The following is a 15621-nucleotide window of genomic DNA, read 5'->3' on the forward strand; positions in this document are numbered from 1 at the left end:
TCAGTTACCGCCGTTCTGGGCCAGCAGGCGCTCGGCCTCGTCCTCGTCCAGGTCGTCGAGGTCCGCGAGCAGGTCGTCCAGGTCGGAGCCGGACGTCAGCAGGGTCTGCTCGATCTCGGCCGCCAGGCCCTCGATGGTCGGGGCGGCCAGGAACTTCTGGAGGTGGACGTCCACGCCGAACTCGGCGCTGATCGCGGCGATCAGCCGCATGACGAGCAGCGAGTGGCCGCCGATGCGGAAGAAGTCGTGCTGCACGCCCGGCCGGTCCACCGGCAGCAGCTTCGCCCAGATCCCGGCGAGGGTCTCCTCGGTGGCGGTGCGCGGCGCCACGTAGTCCTGCTCCACCTGCTGCTGCGGCGGCAGCGGCACGGGCAGCGCCCGGCGGTCCACCTTGCCGCTGATGGTGCGCGGCAGCTGCTCCAGCGGGACGAACACCCGGGGCAGGTGGGAGTCGGGCACCCGGGGCGCCAGGTGGTCGCGCAGGACGGCCGCCTCGACGGGCTGGACCGGCTCCACGAAGGCACACAGGTAGGCGGGGTTGCCCTCGTCGTCGGGGACGACGGTGACGGCGGCGTCCTTCACCGCGTGGTGGGCGCGGAGCAGGTGCTCGATCTCGCCGAGCTCGACGCGGACGCCGCCCAGCTTGATCTGCTGGTCGCGCCGGCCGACGTACTCCAGACTGCCGTCCGGCAGGGCGCGGGCGAAGTCGCCGGTCCGGTAGACGAAGTCCTCCGGGTCGGTGCCGAGCGGGTTGGGCACGAAGGCGGCGCGGGTGGCGTCCGGCTGGTGGAAGTAGCCCAGCGACATGTACGGCGTGCGGATGTGGATCTCGCCGACGGCGCCCTCGGCGCACGGCTTGTTCCGGCCGTCGAGCAGCACCACCCGGGCGCCGGGCATGGCCTTGCCGATCGGGATGCTCGACCGCTCGGTGTCCGCCGGGGTGACGAAGTGGAACGTCTTGGTCATGGTGGTCTCGCTCGGCCCGTACAGGTTGAGCAGGCTGATCCGCTCGCCGAACCGGGCGAACCACTGGGCGGCGTCGCTCGGCGCCACCGGCTCGCCGGCCAGCGCCACGCAGCGCAGCGCGGACAGCTCGGGGCCGCCGTTGGCGAGGGACGGCAGCATGCCGCGCCAGACGGTGGGGACGGTGTGGACCAGCTCGATCCGCTCCTCGTCGATCCAGCGGGCCAGCGCCGGCCCGTCCAGGGCGAGGCCGGCCGGCGGGACGCACACGGTGCCGCCGGTGGTCAGCGGCACGAACAGGTCGCGCAGGATCGCGTCGAAGGCGGGCGAGGCCAGCTGGCTGACCCTGGTGCCCGGCTGCACGCCCAGCAGTTCGGTCTCCCAGCGGACGAAGTGGTCGATGCCCTGCATCCGGCCGACGATCGCCTTGGGCTGCCCGGTCGAGCCGGAGGTGAAGAAGATGTACGCCGCGTCGTCCGGGTCCGGCACGTGCAGCCGCTCCGGGGCCGCGCCGGTGGGCTCGGCGGCGAGGTCCAGCGGGACGCGCCGGGCCAGCGGCAGGGACGGCTCCAGAATCTCGTCCGCGCGGTCGGCGGCCGAGGCGCCGACGATCACCCACTCGGGGGCGGTGGCGGTCAGCATGGTGCGCAGCCGCAGCGGCGGGGCCGCCAGGTCCACCGGCACGAAGACGCCGCCCGCCTTCAGCACCGCCAGGATCGCGACGACCAGCTCGCGCCGGTCCTCGGCCAGGATCGGCACCACGCAGCCGGCACCCGCGCCGGACTCGCGGATGGCGACGGCGAGTTCGTCCGAACGGGATGCCAGCTCGGCGTAGCTGAGCCGGCCTTGCGGGCACTCGACCGCGGTGTGGTCGGCGAAGCGCTGGGCGGCCTGCTGTACGAGACCGTGGACTGCGTGGAAGGCCATCGAGCTTCCTCCAGGGACGGGGGGCCTGTGGCCACCCAAGTGATCAGGCGTCAGGAAGGGAAAAGGTGTCGAGCAGCACGCCGAAGGTGAGGACCACCAGCAGCAGGTCGTCGCCGAGGTGCGGATGGACCTCGTAACCCGGCTGCCGGTACTGCTCCTTGAGGTGCTCGACCACGTCGGGGTCGAAGTAGCCCTGCCGCTTGATCCGGTCGTAGGAGAGCAGGTCCTCGACCCACTCGATCCGCTCGCGCAGCAGGGCGGGGCTGCCCTGGGCCCGGAACCCGAACTTCTCCCGGTGGATGATCTCGTCGGGCACCAGGCCGCGGGCGGCCTCCTTGAGCACGTACTTCTCGGTGCTCGCGGTCACCTTCAGGCGGGGCGGGACGGTCGTGGCGAACCGCACCAGGTCGGGGTCGAGGAACGGGTACCGGGCCTCCACCGAGTTGGCCAGCGCCATCCGGTCCCCGTGGTCGGAGAGCAGGTGGTCGGAGAGCCGGAGCTTGAAGTCGAGGTAGGAGCGCTGGTGCACCGGGTGGCGCCCGCGCAGCATCCCGGGGTCGACGACGGGCCCGGCCAGGCAGTCGAACTCGGCGTGGGCGTCCCGCAGGGCGGGGGCGTACAGGTCGAGCTTGGACTCCCGCCAGGCGTGGTAGTCGCGCTCGTAGAAGACGTGCGGGTCGCCCCAGATGGTGCGGCGCAGCTCCTCCTCGAAGGGGTCGCCGCCGGCCGTCCGCCGCCCGCCCAGGTCGAAGCGGTAGCCGAGGTAGCCGGCGAACAGCTCGTCGGCGCCCTCACCGGTGAGGATCACCCGGGTGCCGGTCTCCCGGACGGCGGCCGACAGCGCCATGGAGCAGGTGTTGTACGTCTCCTTCACCGGGCACTCGGCGTGCCCGATCATCCGGCGCAGTCCGGCCGCGATGTCGCCCGGGTGGAACTCCGTCTCGGTGTGCTCGGAGCCGAGGTGGCGGGCCATCAGCCGCTGGTGGCGGGACTCGTCGATGCCCCGGTCGGGGAAGGTGATGGAGAACGACCGCGGCACCGTCCCGCTGGTGTTGCGGTGCACGAGCGCGCCGATCAGGGAGGAGTCGAGGCCGCCGCTGAGGTAGTAGCCGACCGGGACGTCGGCCTGGAGCCGGCGGCGCACCGACTGCTCCAGCAGCTCGCGGACGGTGTCCACGTAGTACCGGTCGGGGTGCTCGGCCGGCTCCCCCGGCACGTCCACCGGGTAGTCCAGGTCCCAGTACTTCTCGACCCGGACGGCCCCGTCCTCGACCAGCAGGAAGTGGCCGTTCTCCAGGCTGCTGACCCCCTCGAACAGGGTGCGCGAGCCGACCGTCCCGGGGAAGGTGAGCACCTGGTCGAGGCCGGTCAGGTCGGCCCGGCGGGGCACCGACGGGTGCGCCAGGACGGCCTTGATCTCCGACCCGAAGACGAGCCGGCCGCCCGCCACCGCGTAGTACATCGGCAGGATGCCCATGTGGTCGCGGGCCAGGAAGAGCCGGCCGCGCCGGGTGTCGTGGACGGCGAAGGCGAACTGGCCGTTCAGCCGCTCCAGCAGCCCGGTGCCGTACTCCTCGTAGAGGTGGACGATCACCTCGACGTCGGTGCGGGTGCGGAACCGGTGCCCCTTGGCCTCCAGTTCGGCGCGCAGCTCCCGGTGGTTGAAGATCTCGCCGTTGCAGACCATGGCGACCGAGCCGTCCTCGTTGAGGATCGGCTGGTCGCCGTCCTCCAGGCCGACGATGCTCAGCCGGCGGAAGCCCAGGGCCACTCCCCCGCGCACCAGCCGGCCCCCGGAGTCGGGGCCGCGGTGCAGCAGGGTGGCGGTCATCCGGTCGAGCACGTCCTCGCCCTCGGCGAGGCCGGTGCCGGCCAGGTCCGCGTATCCGGTGACGCCGCACATGTCAGAACCCCCCGAGGTCGTCGTTGAAGCCCGCGGCGGCGTCCGCGCCGGACCGGTCCGCGTCGGTGGCGCCCAGGTCGAGCGCGGAGACCGGGCGGTCCGGGTCGGCGCACGCGTCGGCGAGCAGCGCCAGGTACTGCCGGGCCGTCCGCTCGATCGTGGAGTGGTCGAACAGCCGCGTGCTGTACTCCAGTTGGCCGCGCATCTCGTCCTCGAACTCGAACAGGTCGAACCGCAGGTCGAAGATCGAGGTGGTGCGGACGTCGTCCAGCCGGGTCATCACCACGCCCGGCAGCTCGGCCCGGCGGCGGCGCGGCGGGATGTTCTGCAGGATGAACATCACCTGGAACAGCGGATTGCGGCCCACCTCGCGCTCCGGCTGCACCGCCTCGACCAGGGAGCGGAACGGCAGGTCGCGGTGGACGAAGCCCTGCAGGGCGGCCGTCCGGGTGCGGCCGAGCAGCTCGCGGAAGGTCGGGTCGCCGGCGAGGTCGCCGCGCATCACCAGGGTGTCGGCGAAGTAGCCGACCAGCGGCCCCCACTGGGGCTTGTCCCGGTTGCCGACCGGCGTGCCCACCAGCAGGTCCTCCTGGCCGGTGAGCCGGTGCAGCAGGGCCGTGAAGGCCGCCAGGGTGACCATGAACGTGCTGGCCCGGGAGGCGCGGGCGAGCCCGCCGAGGGCGGTGCGCAGCTCGGCGGGCACCTGGAAGACGTACCGGTCGCCGCTGAAGTCGGCGTGACCGGCCCGGGGCCGGTCGGTGGGCAGGTCCAGGGTGACCGGGGCGCCGGCCAGCTGCCGGGTCCAGTAGTCCACCAGCTTGTCGCCGCGCGGTCCGGCGAGCCGTTCGCGCTGCTCCCGGGCGTAGTCGGTGAACTGGACGGGCAGTTCGGGCAGCGGCACCTCGGTACCGGTGACCTCGCCCGCGTACAGGTCCGCGACCTCCTGGATCAGGACCTGCACGGACCAGCCGTCGGAGACGATGTGGTGGATGACCAGCGCCATCACGTGCCGCTCGGCGCCGGTGCGGACCAGCTCCACCCGGAACAGCGGGGGTCGGCCCAGGTCGAAGGGGCGGTGGGCCGCGTCGGCAACGGTCCGCTCGGCGGCCGCCGGGCGCTCCGCCTCGGGCAGGGCGGTCAGGTCGGTGACGGTGAGCGGCACCGGGACGTCCTCGGCCACCCGCTGGTACGGGACGCCGTCGACGGCGACGACGGCCGCCCGCAGCATCTGCTGCCGGCGGACGACGGCGGCCAGGGCCCGGCGCAGCGCCTCGGTGTCCAGCGGCCCGTCCAACTGCCAGAGCACGGTGGAGTTGTAGGCGGCGTTGCCCGGGTCGAGGCGGTCGAGCAGCCACAGCTGCTCCTGGGTGACGGACAGCGGGGCGAGGCCCTCCGGGGCGACGGCGGCGGTGCCGGCGGTGGCGCCCGGGGCGGTGTCCGCCGTGGTGTCCGCGGCCGGCTGCGCGGGTGTGGAGCTATTCGGCACGGTGCACCCCTGTGGTCGCCATGAGTGTGTCCAGCGGGATCGCCGGGTCCTGCGCGACCTCGGCGAGGACCCGGGTGAGCTCCGCGAGCAGCGCCACCGCGTCCTGGTCGGAGCAGTGGGCCCGGCGGTGGCTGAGCAGGGCGCGCAGGTCGCCGTCCTCCTCGTAGAAGACCAGGTCGAGGTCGTAGAGGGTGCCGGGGTCGTGGTTGACCAGCCGGGCGGTCAGCCCGGGGAAGGCCGGCGGCACCTCGGGGGTGCTCTGGTGCGAGAAGAGCACGTTCACCGGGGAGCGGAAGCCTCCGCCGCGGCGCGGCCGCAGCCCCTCGACGACCCGCTCGAACGGCAACTCCCGGTGCGCGTAGGCCCCGAGGGCCGCGCGCCGGACGTCCCGGAGCAGGTCACGGAAGGTCGCACCGGGGTCCACCTCGGTGCGGATGACCAGGAGGTTGACGAAGAACCCGACCGCGGACTCGAACTCCGGGCGGCTGCGGACGGCCGCGCGGGTGCCCACCGCGATGTCGGTGGCCCCGCTGCCGCGGTGCAGCACCACGGCGAAGGCGGCCAGCAGCAGCATGAACGGGGTGACCCGCTCGTCCCGGTACACGGTCCGCAGGGAGTCGTGGACGGCGCCGGGCACGGTGGTCCACTGGGTCGCGACGGCGGCGCCCCCGTCCGGTGCGGCAGCGGTGGCCCGTGCGGCAGCGGCGGACGGCACGGCGGTGACGGTCCCGGCCGGCGCGTCGGCCGGGCGGACCGGCGGCACCGGGGCGAGGCCGGTCAGCCGCTCCGTCCAGTACGCCAGCTGGCGCTGGTGGCCGGCGCCCTCGCTCCACTCGCGCTGCCAGCGCACGAAGTCCGGGAACTGGGCCCCCGGGGTTTCCAACTCGGCTTCCGTGCCGTCGAGTTCGGCGCCATAGAGGGCGGCGAGCTCCGGCAGCAGGACGTTCCACCAGGACCACGCGTCCGAGACCAGGTGGTGCAGCGCGAGCCGCAGCACGTACTCGTCGGGGCCGAGCACGACCACGAGGGCGCGCAGCACGGGCCCGCGGGCGAGGTCGAAGGGGGTGGCCTGGTCGGCCGCCAGCACCGCGGTCAGCTCGGACTCGCGCTCGGCCTCGGGCAGTCGGGAGAGGTCCAGGACGGGCAGCTCGATGCCGCACTCGCCGGAGACCTGCTGCACCGGACTGCCGTCGACCAGCGGGAACGTGGTGCGCAGCGCCGCGTGCCGGCCGCGCAGCAGCTCCAGCGCGCGCCGCAGCGCGGCGGTGTCGAGCGGGCCGGTCAGCCGGAAGGTCATCGGGTCGACGTAGACCGCCGAGCCCGACATGCGCTCCAGGAACCACATGCCCAACTGCCCAGGCGTGAGCGGGAACCGGTCGACCGCCGGGAAGGCCGGGGCGGGGGCGGTCATCACGCCGTCCCCCCGGCGCGGCCGGCCCGCGCGTTGCGCCGGGCCTCGGCCACGATGGCCTTGAAGAACTGCGGGTAGCTGGGCGAGGTGTGCGTCCCGTGCGCCAGCACGACGTCGTGGCGCTCGCGCAGCTGGTTGATCGGCACCACCATGGCGGCGTGGTGCTCGATGTGCAGGTTGTTCCCGTTGGTGTACCAGGTGCTGAACCAACTCCCGGTGATGGAGCGGGTGTTGCGCAGCACGTCGGTGGAGGAGTTGTCGCACATGATGTGCTCGGGCAGCTCGACCAGGAAGTGCAGCGGCACCGCGACCAGCAGCGGCAGCAGCCAGATCCACAGCACCGGCTCGCCGTACCCGAGCAGGGTCAGCACCACGGCGCCCACGATCGGCAGGGCGAACATCCGGTACTCGGAGACGACTTCGCGCTCACGCTGCTCGGAGATCTGGCCCATGTCGTAGGACCACCGGCCGCCCCAGCAGCGGACGATGTCGGCCACCGCACTGCCCAGTCGGCCGAAGGCCAGCGCCTCGCGGACCAGGGCCGACCAGGTGACCGACTGCCGCGAGTCGAAGCCGAAGAACTCCGAGTCCTGGTCCGTGCCGAGGTAGCGGTGGTGCTGGAGGTGGCGCACCCGGTAGTGGCTGTACGACACCAGCATGGGAACGCCCAGCGGCACGCCGACGATCCGGTGCCAGCGGGAGCGGCGGAACGCCGAGTGGTGCAGGCACTGGTGCTGGAGCTCCAGCCAGTGGGAGTACATGGCGCCCATCAGGACGACACCGAGCACTCGGGGCAGCCACGCGTCCGGGGCGAGCGCGAGAACCGCGCCTGCGGCCCAAATGCCGTACGCGACAAGGAGCTTGACAATGAAGACGCGTTCGTCGGCGGCGGTGACCTTGGCTCGCCGGAACAGGTCCTTCGGCGACGCGGGGGTCACGTCGGGCGTCGTCATGAACGGAAACCTTCCTTGCGTCAGCCTCCTGAGGGAACGCCGCAGCAGCCTGTCGGCACGGTGGCCGGACAGGAATCGGCGTCGACCCGACGAGGCACGGAGATCGAAGAGCACGGCCCCTCGGCCCGGGCAGGGCAGGGCGATTGGGCACACTGGGACACGCCGGCGGCAGCGTCGGGGAACCGCGGGCGTTGACCGGGCCGGTGAACGACCGGCCGGCAGGTGGTGATCAGCAAGAAAGCACAGCGACGAGGACTCCCGGACGCGCCGGGAGGCCTGTCACTGGGGGAAGTTGGCGACGAAACAGGCCGCCTGCGCGGCTGCGGTCGGCTGCTCGAAGAGCTCGTTGAGGAGCAGGCCCTCAAGCTCCAGGGCCGCGTCCTGCTCGATGCCGTGGGTCGCCAGCAGGCGTCCGATGGCCTGAAGCGCGAGCAGAGAGTAACCACCGAGCTCGAAGAAATCCGAGGTCTCGGCGTCGATCGTGTCGGGCGTCACTTCGAGCACGTCCGACCAGATGTCGATGACGGCAAGGGTCACCGTCGACAATGCGGGCACCTCCCCAGTGGAGGCGCCAATGGTGCTGCTGTCGTCCTGAATCACTACGGTTCCCCCCAAGGAGCCATATAGGTCCAGCGTCAACTTGCTTCATTGATCGGCGGGTTAGCGAGGTCCGCAGACCCCGGTCCGGCGCCGAGTCGAGCTCATGGTCCGTCGAGCAGTTGTTTGCATCCAAGCATGTCCATGATTGCCTCCGCAAGAGATCAACTTCCGGCGGCCGTCAGGCCCCTGGCGTGCACCGATTCCCGAACCGGAACCCCCCGTTCGGCGGGGGTGCCCTCCTGATCACCTGTGGTACCGTACGCCGCAGCGACGGGTCCACCCGGCTTTCCTGCCGGGCATTTTCTCCACCTTCTCGGGCGTGTCCCGCAGCGGCTCCCAATGGCGACCGCACGGCTATCGCGGACCGCCCCGTCACTTCCGGACCGGGGAGCGCCACCGGCTTTCTCCCCCGGCTAATCCATTCCGTCGGACACCGCGATTCCCGCGCCCATGCCGGGATCCGCAGGGATCCGCAGGGGGGCAGAACCGTGATACCAGTCGACGACCGAACGGCCGCCGGAACGACAACCGGAGCGCCCGCGCGGACACTTGGAGTACTCGGCGGCATGGGGCCGGCGGCCACCGCGGAGTTCCTCCGGCTGCTCTCGCTCGCCGTGCCCGCGCAGTCGGACCAGGAGCACCCCCGCATCGTCATGCTGTCCGAACCCGGCATTCCGGAGCGCACCGGGGCGATCCTCGCCGGTTCGGACGAACCGCTGCTGCCGATCCGCAACGCCCTGGAGCAACTCGTCGCCTGGGGTGCCGATCTGCTCGTCGTGCCCTGCAACACCGCGCACGCCTTCATCGACCGGCTGCAGGGCCTCCTGCCGGTGCCCCTCGTGCACATCGCCGACGCCACGCTCCGGGCCGCCATGCGCACCAGCCCGGCGGGCGGCTGGCTGGCCGCGACCACCGGCACCGTGCACAGCGGCATCTACCAGCGGCGCGCGGCCGAACTCGGCTACCGGCTGCTGATCCCCGAGGAGCCGCTGCGGTCCGAGATCCACCGCGCCGGGGTCCTGGTGAAGGCCAACCGGCTGGCCGAGGGCGGCACCGTGCTCGCCTCCGCGGTGCACGGCCTGTGGCAGCAGCACGACCTCCCCGTGCTCACCGCCTGCACCGAACTCCCGCTCGCGTACGAGGCCGCCGGCCTGCCCGAGGAGCGTTCGGTCTCCAGCCTGGCCGCCCTCGTCACGGCCTGCGTGACCGAACTCCGCACCCCGCAGGCCGTCACGAGCGCTGCGGGGTGGCGGAGTTGATCGGCCGGCGGCGGCCGGTACGGCTGCGGCTACGGCTGCGGCTCCGACTGCCCGGCGAGCACCAGCTCGGCCACCTCGTCCGCACGGGCGAAGCGCACGTCACCCCGGGAGAGCACGAACCGGATGAACTGCTCCAGGGCGGCCAACCGCGAGGGGCGTCCGGTGAGGAACGGGTGCACGGTCAGCATGCACAGCGAGCCGAAGCCGCGCATCGCCTCCAGCTCGGCGGTCCACAGGTCCACCACCTTCGACGGCGCCTCGATCAGCTGGCCGATGTTCGGCTCGGGCAGGAAGGCGTACTGCTCCCAGTCGTCGAGCAGCCACTGCACCGGCAGCTCGGCGATCGTGTGCTCCCCGCTGCGCACCGCGTACGGCCGGTCGTCGTCCATCAGCGAGGAGTCGTAGCGCAGCCCGTACTCACCGAGCAGGTCGAGCGTGTGGCGGGTCATCTCCCAGTTCGGCGCGCGGTACCCGGTCGGCTGCACGCCGAATTTGGAGAACGTCTTCAGGCTGCGCTCGATCTCCTCCCGCTGCTCGCTTTCGGAAAGGTGCACCGGGTGCCGGTGGGTAAATCCGTGGAGCGCTATCTCGTGCCCCTTTTCGGCCACCGAATCCATCACCGAAGGCCACCGCTCGGCGGAAACTCCTGGTACGAAGAACGTGGCCGGAAGGTCGTAGCGGTCCAGCAGGTCGAGGATCCGCGGCACCCCGACGCGGGGGCCGTACGCCTGGTGGGACATCGTCGTCAGGTGGTCGATGTAGTGCTCCCCGCGGGCCAGCACGGGCGACTCGGCGTCCACGTCGACACCCAGGACCACCACGGCGGACGAGCCCTGCAGCCAGTCCCCGGCCGGCACCCGCTCGGGCCAGCGGACGGTGGGAATCTCGATCTGATCCTTCTGCGTCGTCACTGAATTACCTTTTCGAGAAGTTATCGGAGAAGCCGCCGGTGCGGCCTCCGGCGACACTCTAGCAATTCCGTCAGGAAAAGAAAGAGGGAATCCAAGTGGGTAGTCGAACGAATGACATTCCGGCGGACGCCGAGCTGTTCCGGGTCGTGGTGAACCACGAGGAGCAGTATTCGGTGTGGCCGCTCGACCGGGAGGTGCCGAACGGCTGGCGGGACGCGGGGATGCAGGGCGACAAGGAGGCCTGCCTCGCCCACGTCGAGGAGGTCTGGACCGACATGCGCCCGCTGAGCCTGCGCGACCGGCTCGCCGGCGGCGCCGCGGAAGCGGAGGCCTCGGCGTGACACCCGCCCTGACCATCGACGGCGCGGCGGTGCCCGGCGCCTCCGTCCTGCCCGTGGAGGACCCGGCCACCGGGGAGCCCTTCGCGCACGCGCCCGCGTGCTCCCCCGAGCAGCTCGATGCCGCCGTCACCGCCGCCGCCGCGGCCGCGGTCGGCTGGGCGGCGGTGCCGGTCGCCGAGCGCCGCGCCGCCCTGCGCGCCTGCGGCGACGCCCTCGGGGCGCACCTGGAGGAGGTGGCCGGGCTGCTCAGCCGGGAGCAGGGCAAGCCGCTGGCCGCCGCCCGCGGCGAAGTGCGGCTGTCCGCCGACTGGTTCGGGCACACCGCCGAACTGAAGCTGGACGCCGAGGAGTTGCCGGCCGAGGACGGCGCCCGGATCACGCTGGAGCGGGTCCCGCACGGCGTGGTCGCGGCCATCGCCCCGTCCAACTTCCCGATCATCCTGTCGGTCTGCAAGTTCGCCCCGGCCCTGCTGGCCGGCAACACCGTGGTCGTCAAGCCCTCCCCGGAGACGCCGCTGTCGACGCTCCGGATGGGCGAACTGCTCCGCGACTGCCTGCCGCCGGGCGTGCTCAACGTCGTCTCCGGCGACCACTCGCTGGGCCGGTCGCTCACCGAGCACCCCGCGGTGGACATGATCTCCTTCACCGGCTCGGTGGAGACCGGCAAGGCGATCGCACGCCAGGCGGCGGACCGGCTGCTGCCGGTGGTCCTCGAACTCGGCGGCAACGACGCGGCGATCGTGCTCCCGGGCGCCGACCTCACCACCGTGGCACCCGCGCTGTTCCACGCCGCCCTCGCCAACAGCGGCCAGTTCTGCGCCGCCGTCAAGCGGGTCTACGCACCGCGCGAGCTGGCCGGCGACCTCGCCTCGGCGCTGGCCGCCCTGGCCGGGTCCGCGGTCGTCGGCCCCGGCAGCGAGCCGGAGTCCGGGTTCGGCCCGCTGGTCAGCCGGGCCCAGCGGGACCGGGTCCACGCCCTGGTCGAGGACGCCGTCGCAGGGGGCGCCCGGATCGTGGCCGGCGGTGCCCCGCTGCCCGGCCCGGGCCACTTCTACCCCCCGACCGTGGTGACCGACCTGCCGGAGGGCTGCGAGCTGGAGGTGGAGGAGCAGTTCGGCCCGGTCATCCCGGTGATCGCGTACGACGACCCGGCCGACGCCGTCCGCCGGGCCAACGCCACCCGCTACGGCCTCGGCGCCTCGCTCTGGGGGCCGCAGGAGGCGGCCGAGGAGCTCGCCCCGCTCCTCGACAGCGGCACCGTGTGGATCAACACCCACGGGGACCTGCGCCCGAACGTGCCGTTCGGCGGCGTCCGCTCCTCCGGGCTGGGCGTCGAGTACGGCTACTGGGGACTGCTCGAATACACGCGGATCAAGGTCCGCAACAGTGCACGGCGCTGACCGGCCGGCCATGGGTGACAGGAGAGTGATGAAAGCCAGGATCCGCCGCACGGCGGGAGTACTGGGCGCCGTGTGCACCGCCGGCGTGACGATGTTCGTGTTCGGCGTCGGCTTCGGGCCCGTACCGGCGCTCGGCCGGGCCCTGATGCCCGGCGGGGGCGTCTGGCCGTCGGCCGAGGACGCCCGTCCGGCGAAGAACGAGCAGATCCGCATACCCGGGCTCGACCACCCGGTGGACGTCTCGTTCACCGCGGACGGCGTGGCCTCGGTCCACGCCACCTCGGACGAGGACCTGTTCACCGCCCAGGGCTATCTCGCCGCCCGGTACCGCCTGTTCCAGATGGACGCCCAACGGCGCCTGGGCGAGGGCCGGCTCGCCGAACTGAACGGCCCCTCCGGCATCGACTCGGACGTCTTCGAGCTGACCCTCGGCATCCACCGCACCGCGGAGGCCACCTGGGCGGCGACCCCGCACGACAGCAAGGCCGCCAAGGCGCTCACCGCCTACGCGGCCGGGGTCAACGCGCGGCTGGACGAGCTGGACGAGAACGGCCAGTGGCCCACCGTCTACGGGCTGACCGGCGTCCGGCCGGAACGCTGGACCCCGGTGGACAGCCTGGTCGTCCAGGGCGTGCTCACCCAGACGCTGAGCTTCGACACCCGGCCGCTGACCTACGCGCTGCTGAGCAACTCGCTCGGCGCGGAGCGGGCGTCGGAGTGGTTCCCGGTCGTGCCCGCCAACGAGCAGCACCCGTACGCCCCGGGCCCGTACCAGAACCTCGGCCTCGCGCCCCTGCACAGCGCGAACGCCAACGCGGCCTCGGCGGCCGGCCACACCGGCGTCACCGGCGACGGCACCGCGGCGCCGGCCGCCGCGGACCCGGCCGCCCCCGCGACTCCGGCCGCCCCCGCGACCCCGGACTCCGCTCAGCCGACGGCCACCGCCACCGCCACCGCGACGGCCACGGCCACGACAACGGCGACCGCCGCAGCGCCGTCCACGGCCACGACGGCCGTCGACACCAGCGGGTCCACCGCCGAAGCCGCCACCGCCGTCCTGCGCGGCATGGCCAAGCTCCCGGAGACCACCCGCCACCTCTACCCCAACAGCAACGCCTGGCTGGCGAACGGCCCGGCGACCGGTGGCGGCGCGATCCTCGCCGGTGACCCCCACCTCAAGCTGTCGCTCCCCTCGTACTGGTACGAGATCTCGCTCAAGTCCCCCGGGTACGACGTCACCGGCGCCAGCCTGCCCGGCATGCCGGCCGTGCTCATCGGGCGCAACGCCGACGTCTCCTGGTCGCTGACGGCGGTCCAGAACCAGTCCACCTTCTTCTACCGCGAGAAGACCGACCCGCAGCACCCGGACGCCTACTTCTGGAAGGGCGCCTGGTACCCCGTGGAGAAGGTGAAGTACACGGTGCCGGTCCGCGGCGGCGCCCCCGTCCCGGTCGAGGTCGGGCTGACCGTGCACGGCCCGCTGCTGACCGAGAAGGGCGAGACCACGTCGGTCGAGTGGATGGGCAACCGCCCGTCGCAGAACCTCGCCGCGCTGCTCGACCTCAACGCCGCCACCGACTGGAACAGCTTCCGCACCGCGCTGCACAGTTGGCAGGCCCCGGCGCAGAACTTCGCCTACGCCGACAAGAAGGGCAACATCGGGGTGATCGCCCCGGGCTCGTACCCGCAGATCGCCTCGGGCGACGCCCGCGGACCGCTGCCGGGCACCGGCGAGTCGGACGTGGTCGGCGCCATCCCCTTCGACGCCGTGCCCCAGGTCTACAACCCGCCGTCCGGACTCCTGGTCACCGCCAACCAGCGGCCGGTCGGCCCGGACTACCCGTACTACATCGGCCCCGCCGCGAACTTCGACACCGGCTACCGCACCAACCGCATCTTCGCCGAACTGTCCAAGCCCGGCCGGCAGCTCACCGCGGACTCGTTCGCGGCCCTGCAGAACGACGTCACCGACGAGCTCGCCCAGCGCATGGTGCCCAAGCTGCTCCAGGCCTTGGAAGGCGCGCAGCTGACGCCGCAGCAGGAGGCGGCCCGCAAGCTGCTCTCCGAGTGGAACTGCTCCATGGACGCCGACTCCCCGGCCGCCGCGATCTGGTTCGCCTTCTACGGCGGGTACGTCGAGCAGGTCTTCAAGCCCTGGTGGGACTCGGCCAAGGTGCCGGTGGACGTGGACCCGGCCGGTCTCGACCTGCTGCGGACCCCGGTCGGGCTGATGCAGGACCTGGAGAAGTGGACCTTCACCGACCCGGAGAACCCCGCCTTCACCGCCCCCGGAGGCCCCCGGCGCACCGCGCCCGACGCGATGCGCGCGTCCTTCACCGAAGCGGTCGACTACCTGAACGGCCGGCTCGGCGGGCAGCCCGGCGAGTGGAAGTGGGGGCGCATCCACGAGCGGGTGGTGCCCTCGCTGACCGGAGCCCCCGCGCTCGGCGACGGGCCGCGCCCGGCGGGCGGCAGCCCGTGGACCGTCAACGTGGCCGAGAACGGCCTGAGTTCGAACTACGGCCCCAGCCTGCGGATGGTCGTCGGCTGGAGCCCCGCCGGCACCGCGGACGCCCGCGCGATCTACCCCGGCGGCCAGAGCGACAACCCGGCCTCCCCCTGGTACAAGAACCTGGCCCCGGACTGGTGGAGCGGCTCGCTCCGTCCCCTGCGCACCGCCGACGAACAGGGCGCGGGCGACATCCGCTGGACCTTGCGAGGCGAAGGATGACCGACATGACGAAGCCGACCGGAACCACCACGACGCCCCCGGACCCGGCCGGGGAACCGGCGGCCACGGAAGCGCCCGCGGAACCGACCACGGACCCGACCGCGGAGCCGACCGCGGTCGCCCCCGCGCCGGCCCCGTCCGAGGGCACCGCCCCCGGGCCGCGCCGTGCGACGGCCGCGATCGTCACGCTCGTCGGCGGAACGGCGGCCACCGCCCTCGGCACCCTGGTCGGGCTCTGGTTCGTGCCCTTCCTGGTCGGCGCCGCCGCCGGCGCCACCAGCCGGTTCGCCCGCACGCCCCGCCCCTCCCGCGGCTACCTCACCGCTCCGCTGGCGGCCGCCCTCGGCTGGGCGATCCCGCTGGGTGTGCAGGCCCTGGGCGGTGCGCCGGTGGGCGAGGTCGCACGGACCACCGCCGCGCTGGCCGGCCTCCCCCCGCTCGCCACCGCCATCGTGGCCGTCGCCCTCCTGATCGCGATGGTCCAGGCGCTGCTCGGGGCCTGGGTCGGCCGGACCCTCGCACCTCGGGGACGCACCGCCGCGCACCGCCCGGCACCCGCGGCACCCGCGGCAGCCGTGGAGGCCGCAGAGGCTGCCTGACCGCAGCCGCCCGCGCGACCCGGCCGGGGGGCCGGCCCCCCCCCCCCGGCCCCCCCCCCCCCCCCCAACCCCGCCCGCCCCCCCCCCCCCCCCACCCCCCCCCCCCCCGCCGCCCCCAACGGGACCACCACACGAAG

At 73.0% G+C, this 15621-nt stretch carries 12 protein-coding genes; 5 read left to right on the plus strand and 7 right to left on the minus strand.

Annotation, left to right across the window (positions count from 1 at the left end):
- The 6 genes from ACIGG8_RS32645 to ACIGG8_RS32670 all read right to left on the minus strand — a co-directional run bounded on the left by ACIGG8_RS32645 (position 1) and on the right by ACIGG8_RS32670 (position 8243).
- Positions 1–1890 (minus strand): amino acid adenylation domain-containing protein, encoded by a 1890-nt coding sequence (locus tag ACIGG8_RS32645; RefSeq protein ID WP_350523441.1) that lies wholly within the window; start codon positions 1888–1890, stop codon positions 1–3.
- A gap of 43 nt (positions 1891–1933) precedes the next feature.
- Positions 1934–3793 carry an asparagine synthase (glutamine-hydrolyzing) gene (gene asnB / locus ACIGG8_RS32650; protein WP_396552288.1) on the minus strand — a complete coding sequence of 620 codons (1860 nt, stop codon included), beginning with the start codon at positions 3791–3793 and terminating at the stop codon, positions 1934–1936.
- 1 nt (position 3794) lies between these two features.
- Complete coding sequence (locus tag ACIGG8_RS32655; protein ID WP_396552289.1) at positions 3795–5279, minus strand: condensation domain-containing protein; 1485 nt, start codon at positions 5277–5279, stop codon at positions 3795–3797.
- Positions 5269–6690, minus strand: coding sequence for a condensation domain-containing protein (locus ACIGG8_RS32660; protein ID WP_396552290.1), 1422 nt, complete (start codon positions 6688–6690; stop codon positions 5269–5271). Before ACIGG8_RS32660 ends, ACIGG8_RS32655 begins: the two co-directional genes overlap by 11 nt.
- The gene (locus ACIGG8_RS32665; RefSeq protein WP_396552291.1) at positions 6690–7643 is read right to left on the minus strand and encodes a fatty acid desaturase family protein; all 954 of its coding nucleotides are present in this window, start codon (positions 7641–7643) and stop codon (positions 6690–6692) included. Before ACIGG8_RS32665 ends, ACIGG8_RS32660 begins: the two co-directional genes overlap by 1 nt.
- Before the next feature lie 279 nt (positions 7644–7922).
- On the minus strand, positions 7923–8243 hold the full coding sequence (locus ACIGG8_RS32670) for a phosphopantetheine-binding protein (RefSeq protein WP_396552292.1): 321 nt from the start codon (positions 8241–8243) through the stop codon (positions 7923–7925).
- A gap of 566 nt (positions 8244–8809) precedes the next feature.
- On the opposite strand from ACIGG8_RS32670, the gene ACIGG8_RS32675 reads away from it, so the two are divergent.
- Positions 8810–9502, plus strand: a complete 693-nt coding sequence (locus tag ACIGG8_RS32675) for an aspartate/glutamate racemase family protein (RefSeq protein WP_396552293.1) — start codon at positions 8810–8812, stop codon at positions 9500–9502.
- Positions 9503–9531: 29 nt separating this feature from the next.
- Here the strand turns inward: ACIGG8_RS32675 and ACIGG8_RS32680 are convergent, their stop codons facing one another.
- Positions 9532–10413, minus strand: coding sequence for a polysaccharide deacetylase (locus ACIGG8_RS32680; RefSeq protein ID WP_396552294.1), 882 nt, complete (start codon positions 10411–10413; stop codon positions 9532–9534).
- 95 nt (positions 10414–10508) lie between these two features.
- Between ACIGG8_RS32680 and ACIGG8_RS32685 the strand changes: the two genes are divergently transcribed.
- The 4 genes from ACIGG8_RS32685 to ACIGG8_RS32700 are packed head-to-tail and all read left to right on the plus strand — an operon-like array spanning position 10509 to position 15484.
- The gene (locus ACIGG8_RS32685; RefSeq protein WP_396552295.1) at positions 10509–10754 is read left to right on the plus strand and encodes an MbtH family protein; all 246 of its coding nucleotides are present in this window, start codon (positions 10509–10511) and stop codon (positions 10752–10754) included.
- Positions 10751–12154 (plus strand): aldehyde dehydrogenase family protein, encoded by a 1404-nt coding sequence (locus ACIGG8_RS32690; RefSeq protein WP_396552296.1) that lies wholly within the window; start codon positions 10751–10753, stop codon positions 12152–12154. Before ACIGG8_RS32685 ends, ACIGG8_RS32690 begins: the two co-directional genes overlap by 4 nt.
- 28 nt (positions 12155–12182) lie before the next feature.
- Positions 12183–14885 carry a penicillin acylase family protein gene (locus ACIGG8_RS32695; RefSeq protein WP_396552297.1) on the plus strand — a complete coding sequence of 901 codons (2703 nt, stop codon included), beginning with the start codon at positions 12183–12185 and terminating at the stop codon, positions 14883–14885.
- A 5-nt stretch (positions 14886–14890) separates the two neighbouring features.
- Positions 14891–15484, plus strand: a complete 594-nt coding sequence (locus ACIGG8_RS32700; RefSeq protein ID WP_396552298.1) for a hypothetical protein — start codon at positions 14891–14893, stop codon at positions 15482–15484.
- Positions 15485–15621: the final 137 nt, after the last annotated feature.

It is taken from the genome of Kitasatospora sp. NPDC085464 (assembly GCF_044541955.1).
Taxonomy (GTDB): domain Bacteria; phylum Actinomycetota; class Actinomycetes; order Streptomycetales; family Streptomycetaceae; genus Kitasatospora.

Excerpts from the sequence above, each read along its gene's own strand:
- ACIGG8_RS32645 (WP_350523441.1), bottom strand. The coding sequence starts at position 1,890 with ATGGCCTTCCACGCAGTCCACGGTCTCGTACAGCAGGCCGCCCAGCGC.
- ACIGG8_RS32665 (WP_396552291.1), bottom strand. The coding sequence starts at position 7,643 with ATGACGACGCCCGACGTGACCCCCGCGTCGCCGAAGGACCTGTTCCGG.
- ACIGG8_RS32675 (WP_396552293.1), top strand. The coding sequence starts at position 8,810 with ATGGGGCCGGCGGCCACCGCGGAGTTCCTCCGGCTGCTCTCGCTCGCC.
- ACIGG8_RS32700 (WP_396552298.1), top strand. The coding sequence starts at position 14,891 with ATGACGAAGCCGACCGGAACCACCACGACGCCCCCGGACCCGGCCGGG.
- ACIGG8_RS32695 (WP_396552297.1), top strand. The coding sequence starts at position 12,183 with ATGAAAGCCAGGATCCGCCGCACGGCGGGAGTACTGGGCGCCGTGTGC.
- ACIGG8_RS32660 (WP_396552290.1), bottom strand. The coding sequence starts at position 6,690 with ATGACCGCCCCCGCCCCGGCCTTCCCGGCGGTCGACCGGTTCCCGCTC.
- asnB (WP_396552288.1), bottom strand. The coding sequence starts at position 3,793 with ATGTGCGGCGTCACCGGATACGCGGACCTGGCCGGCACCGGCCTCGCC.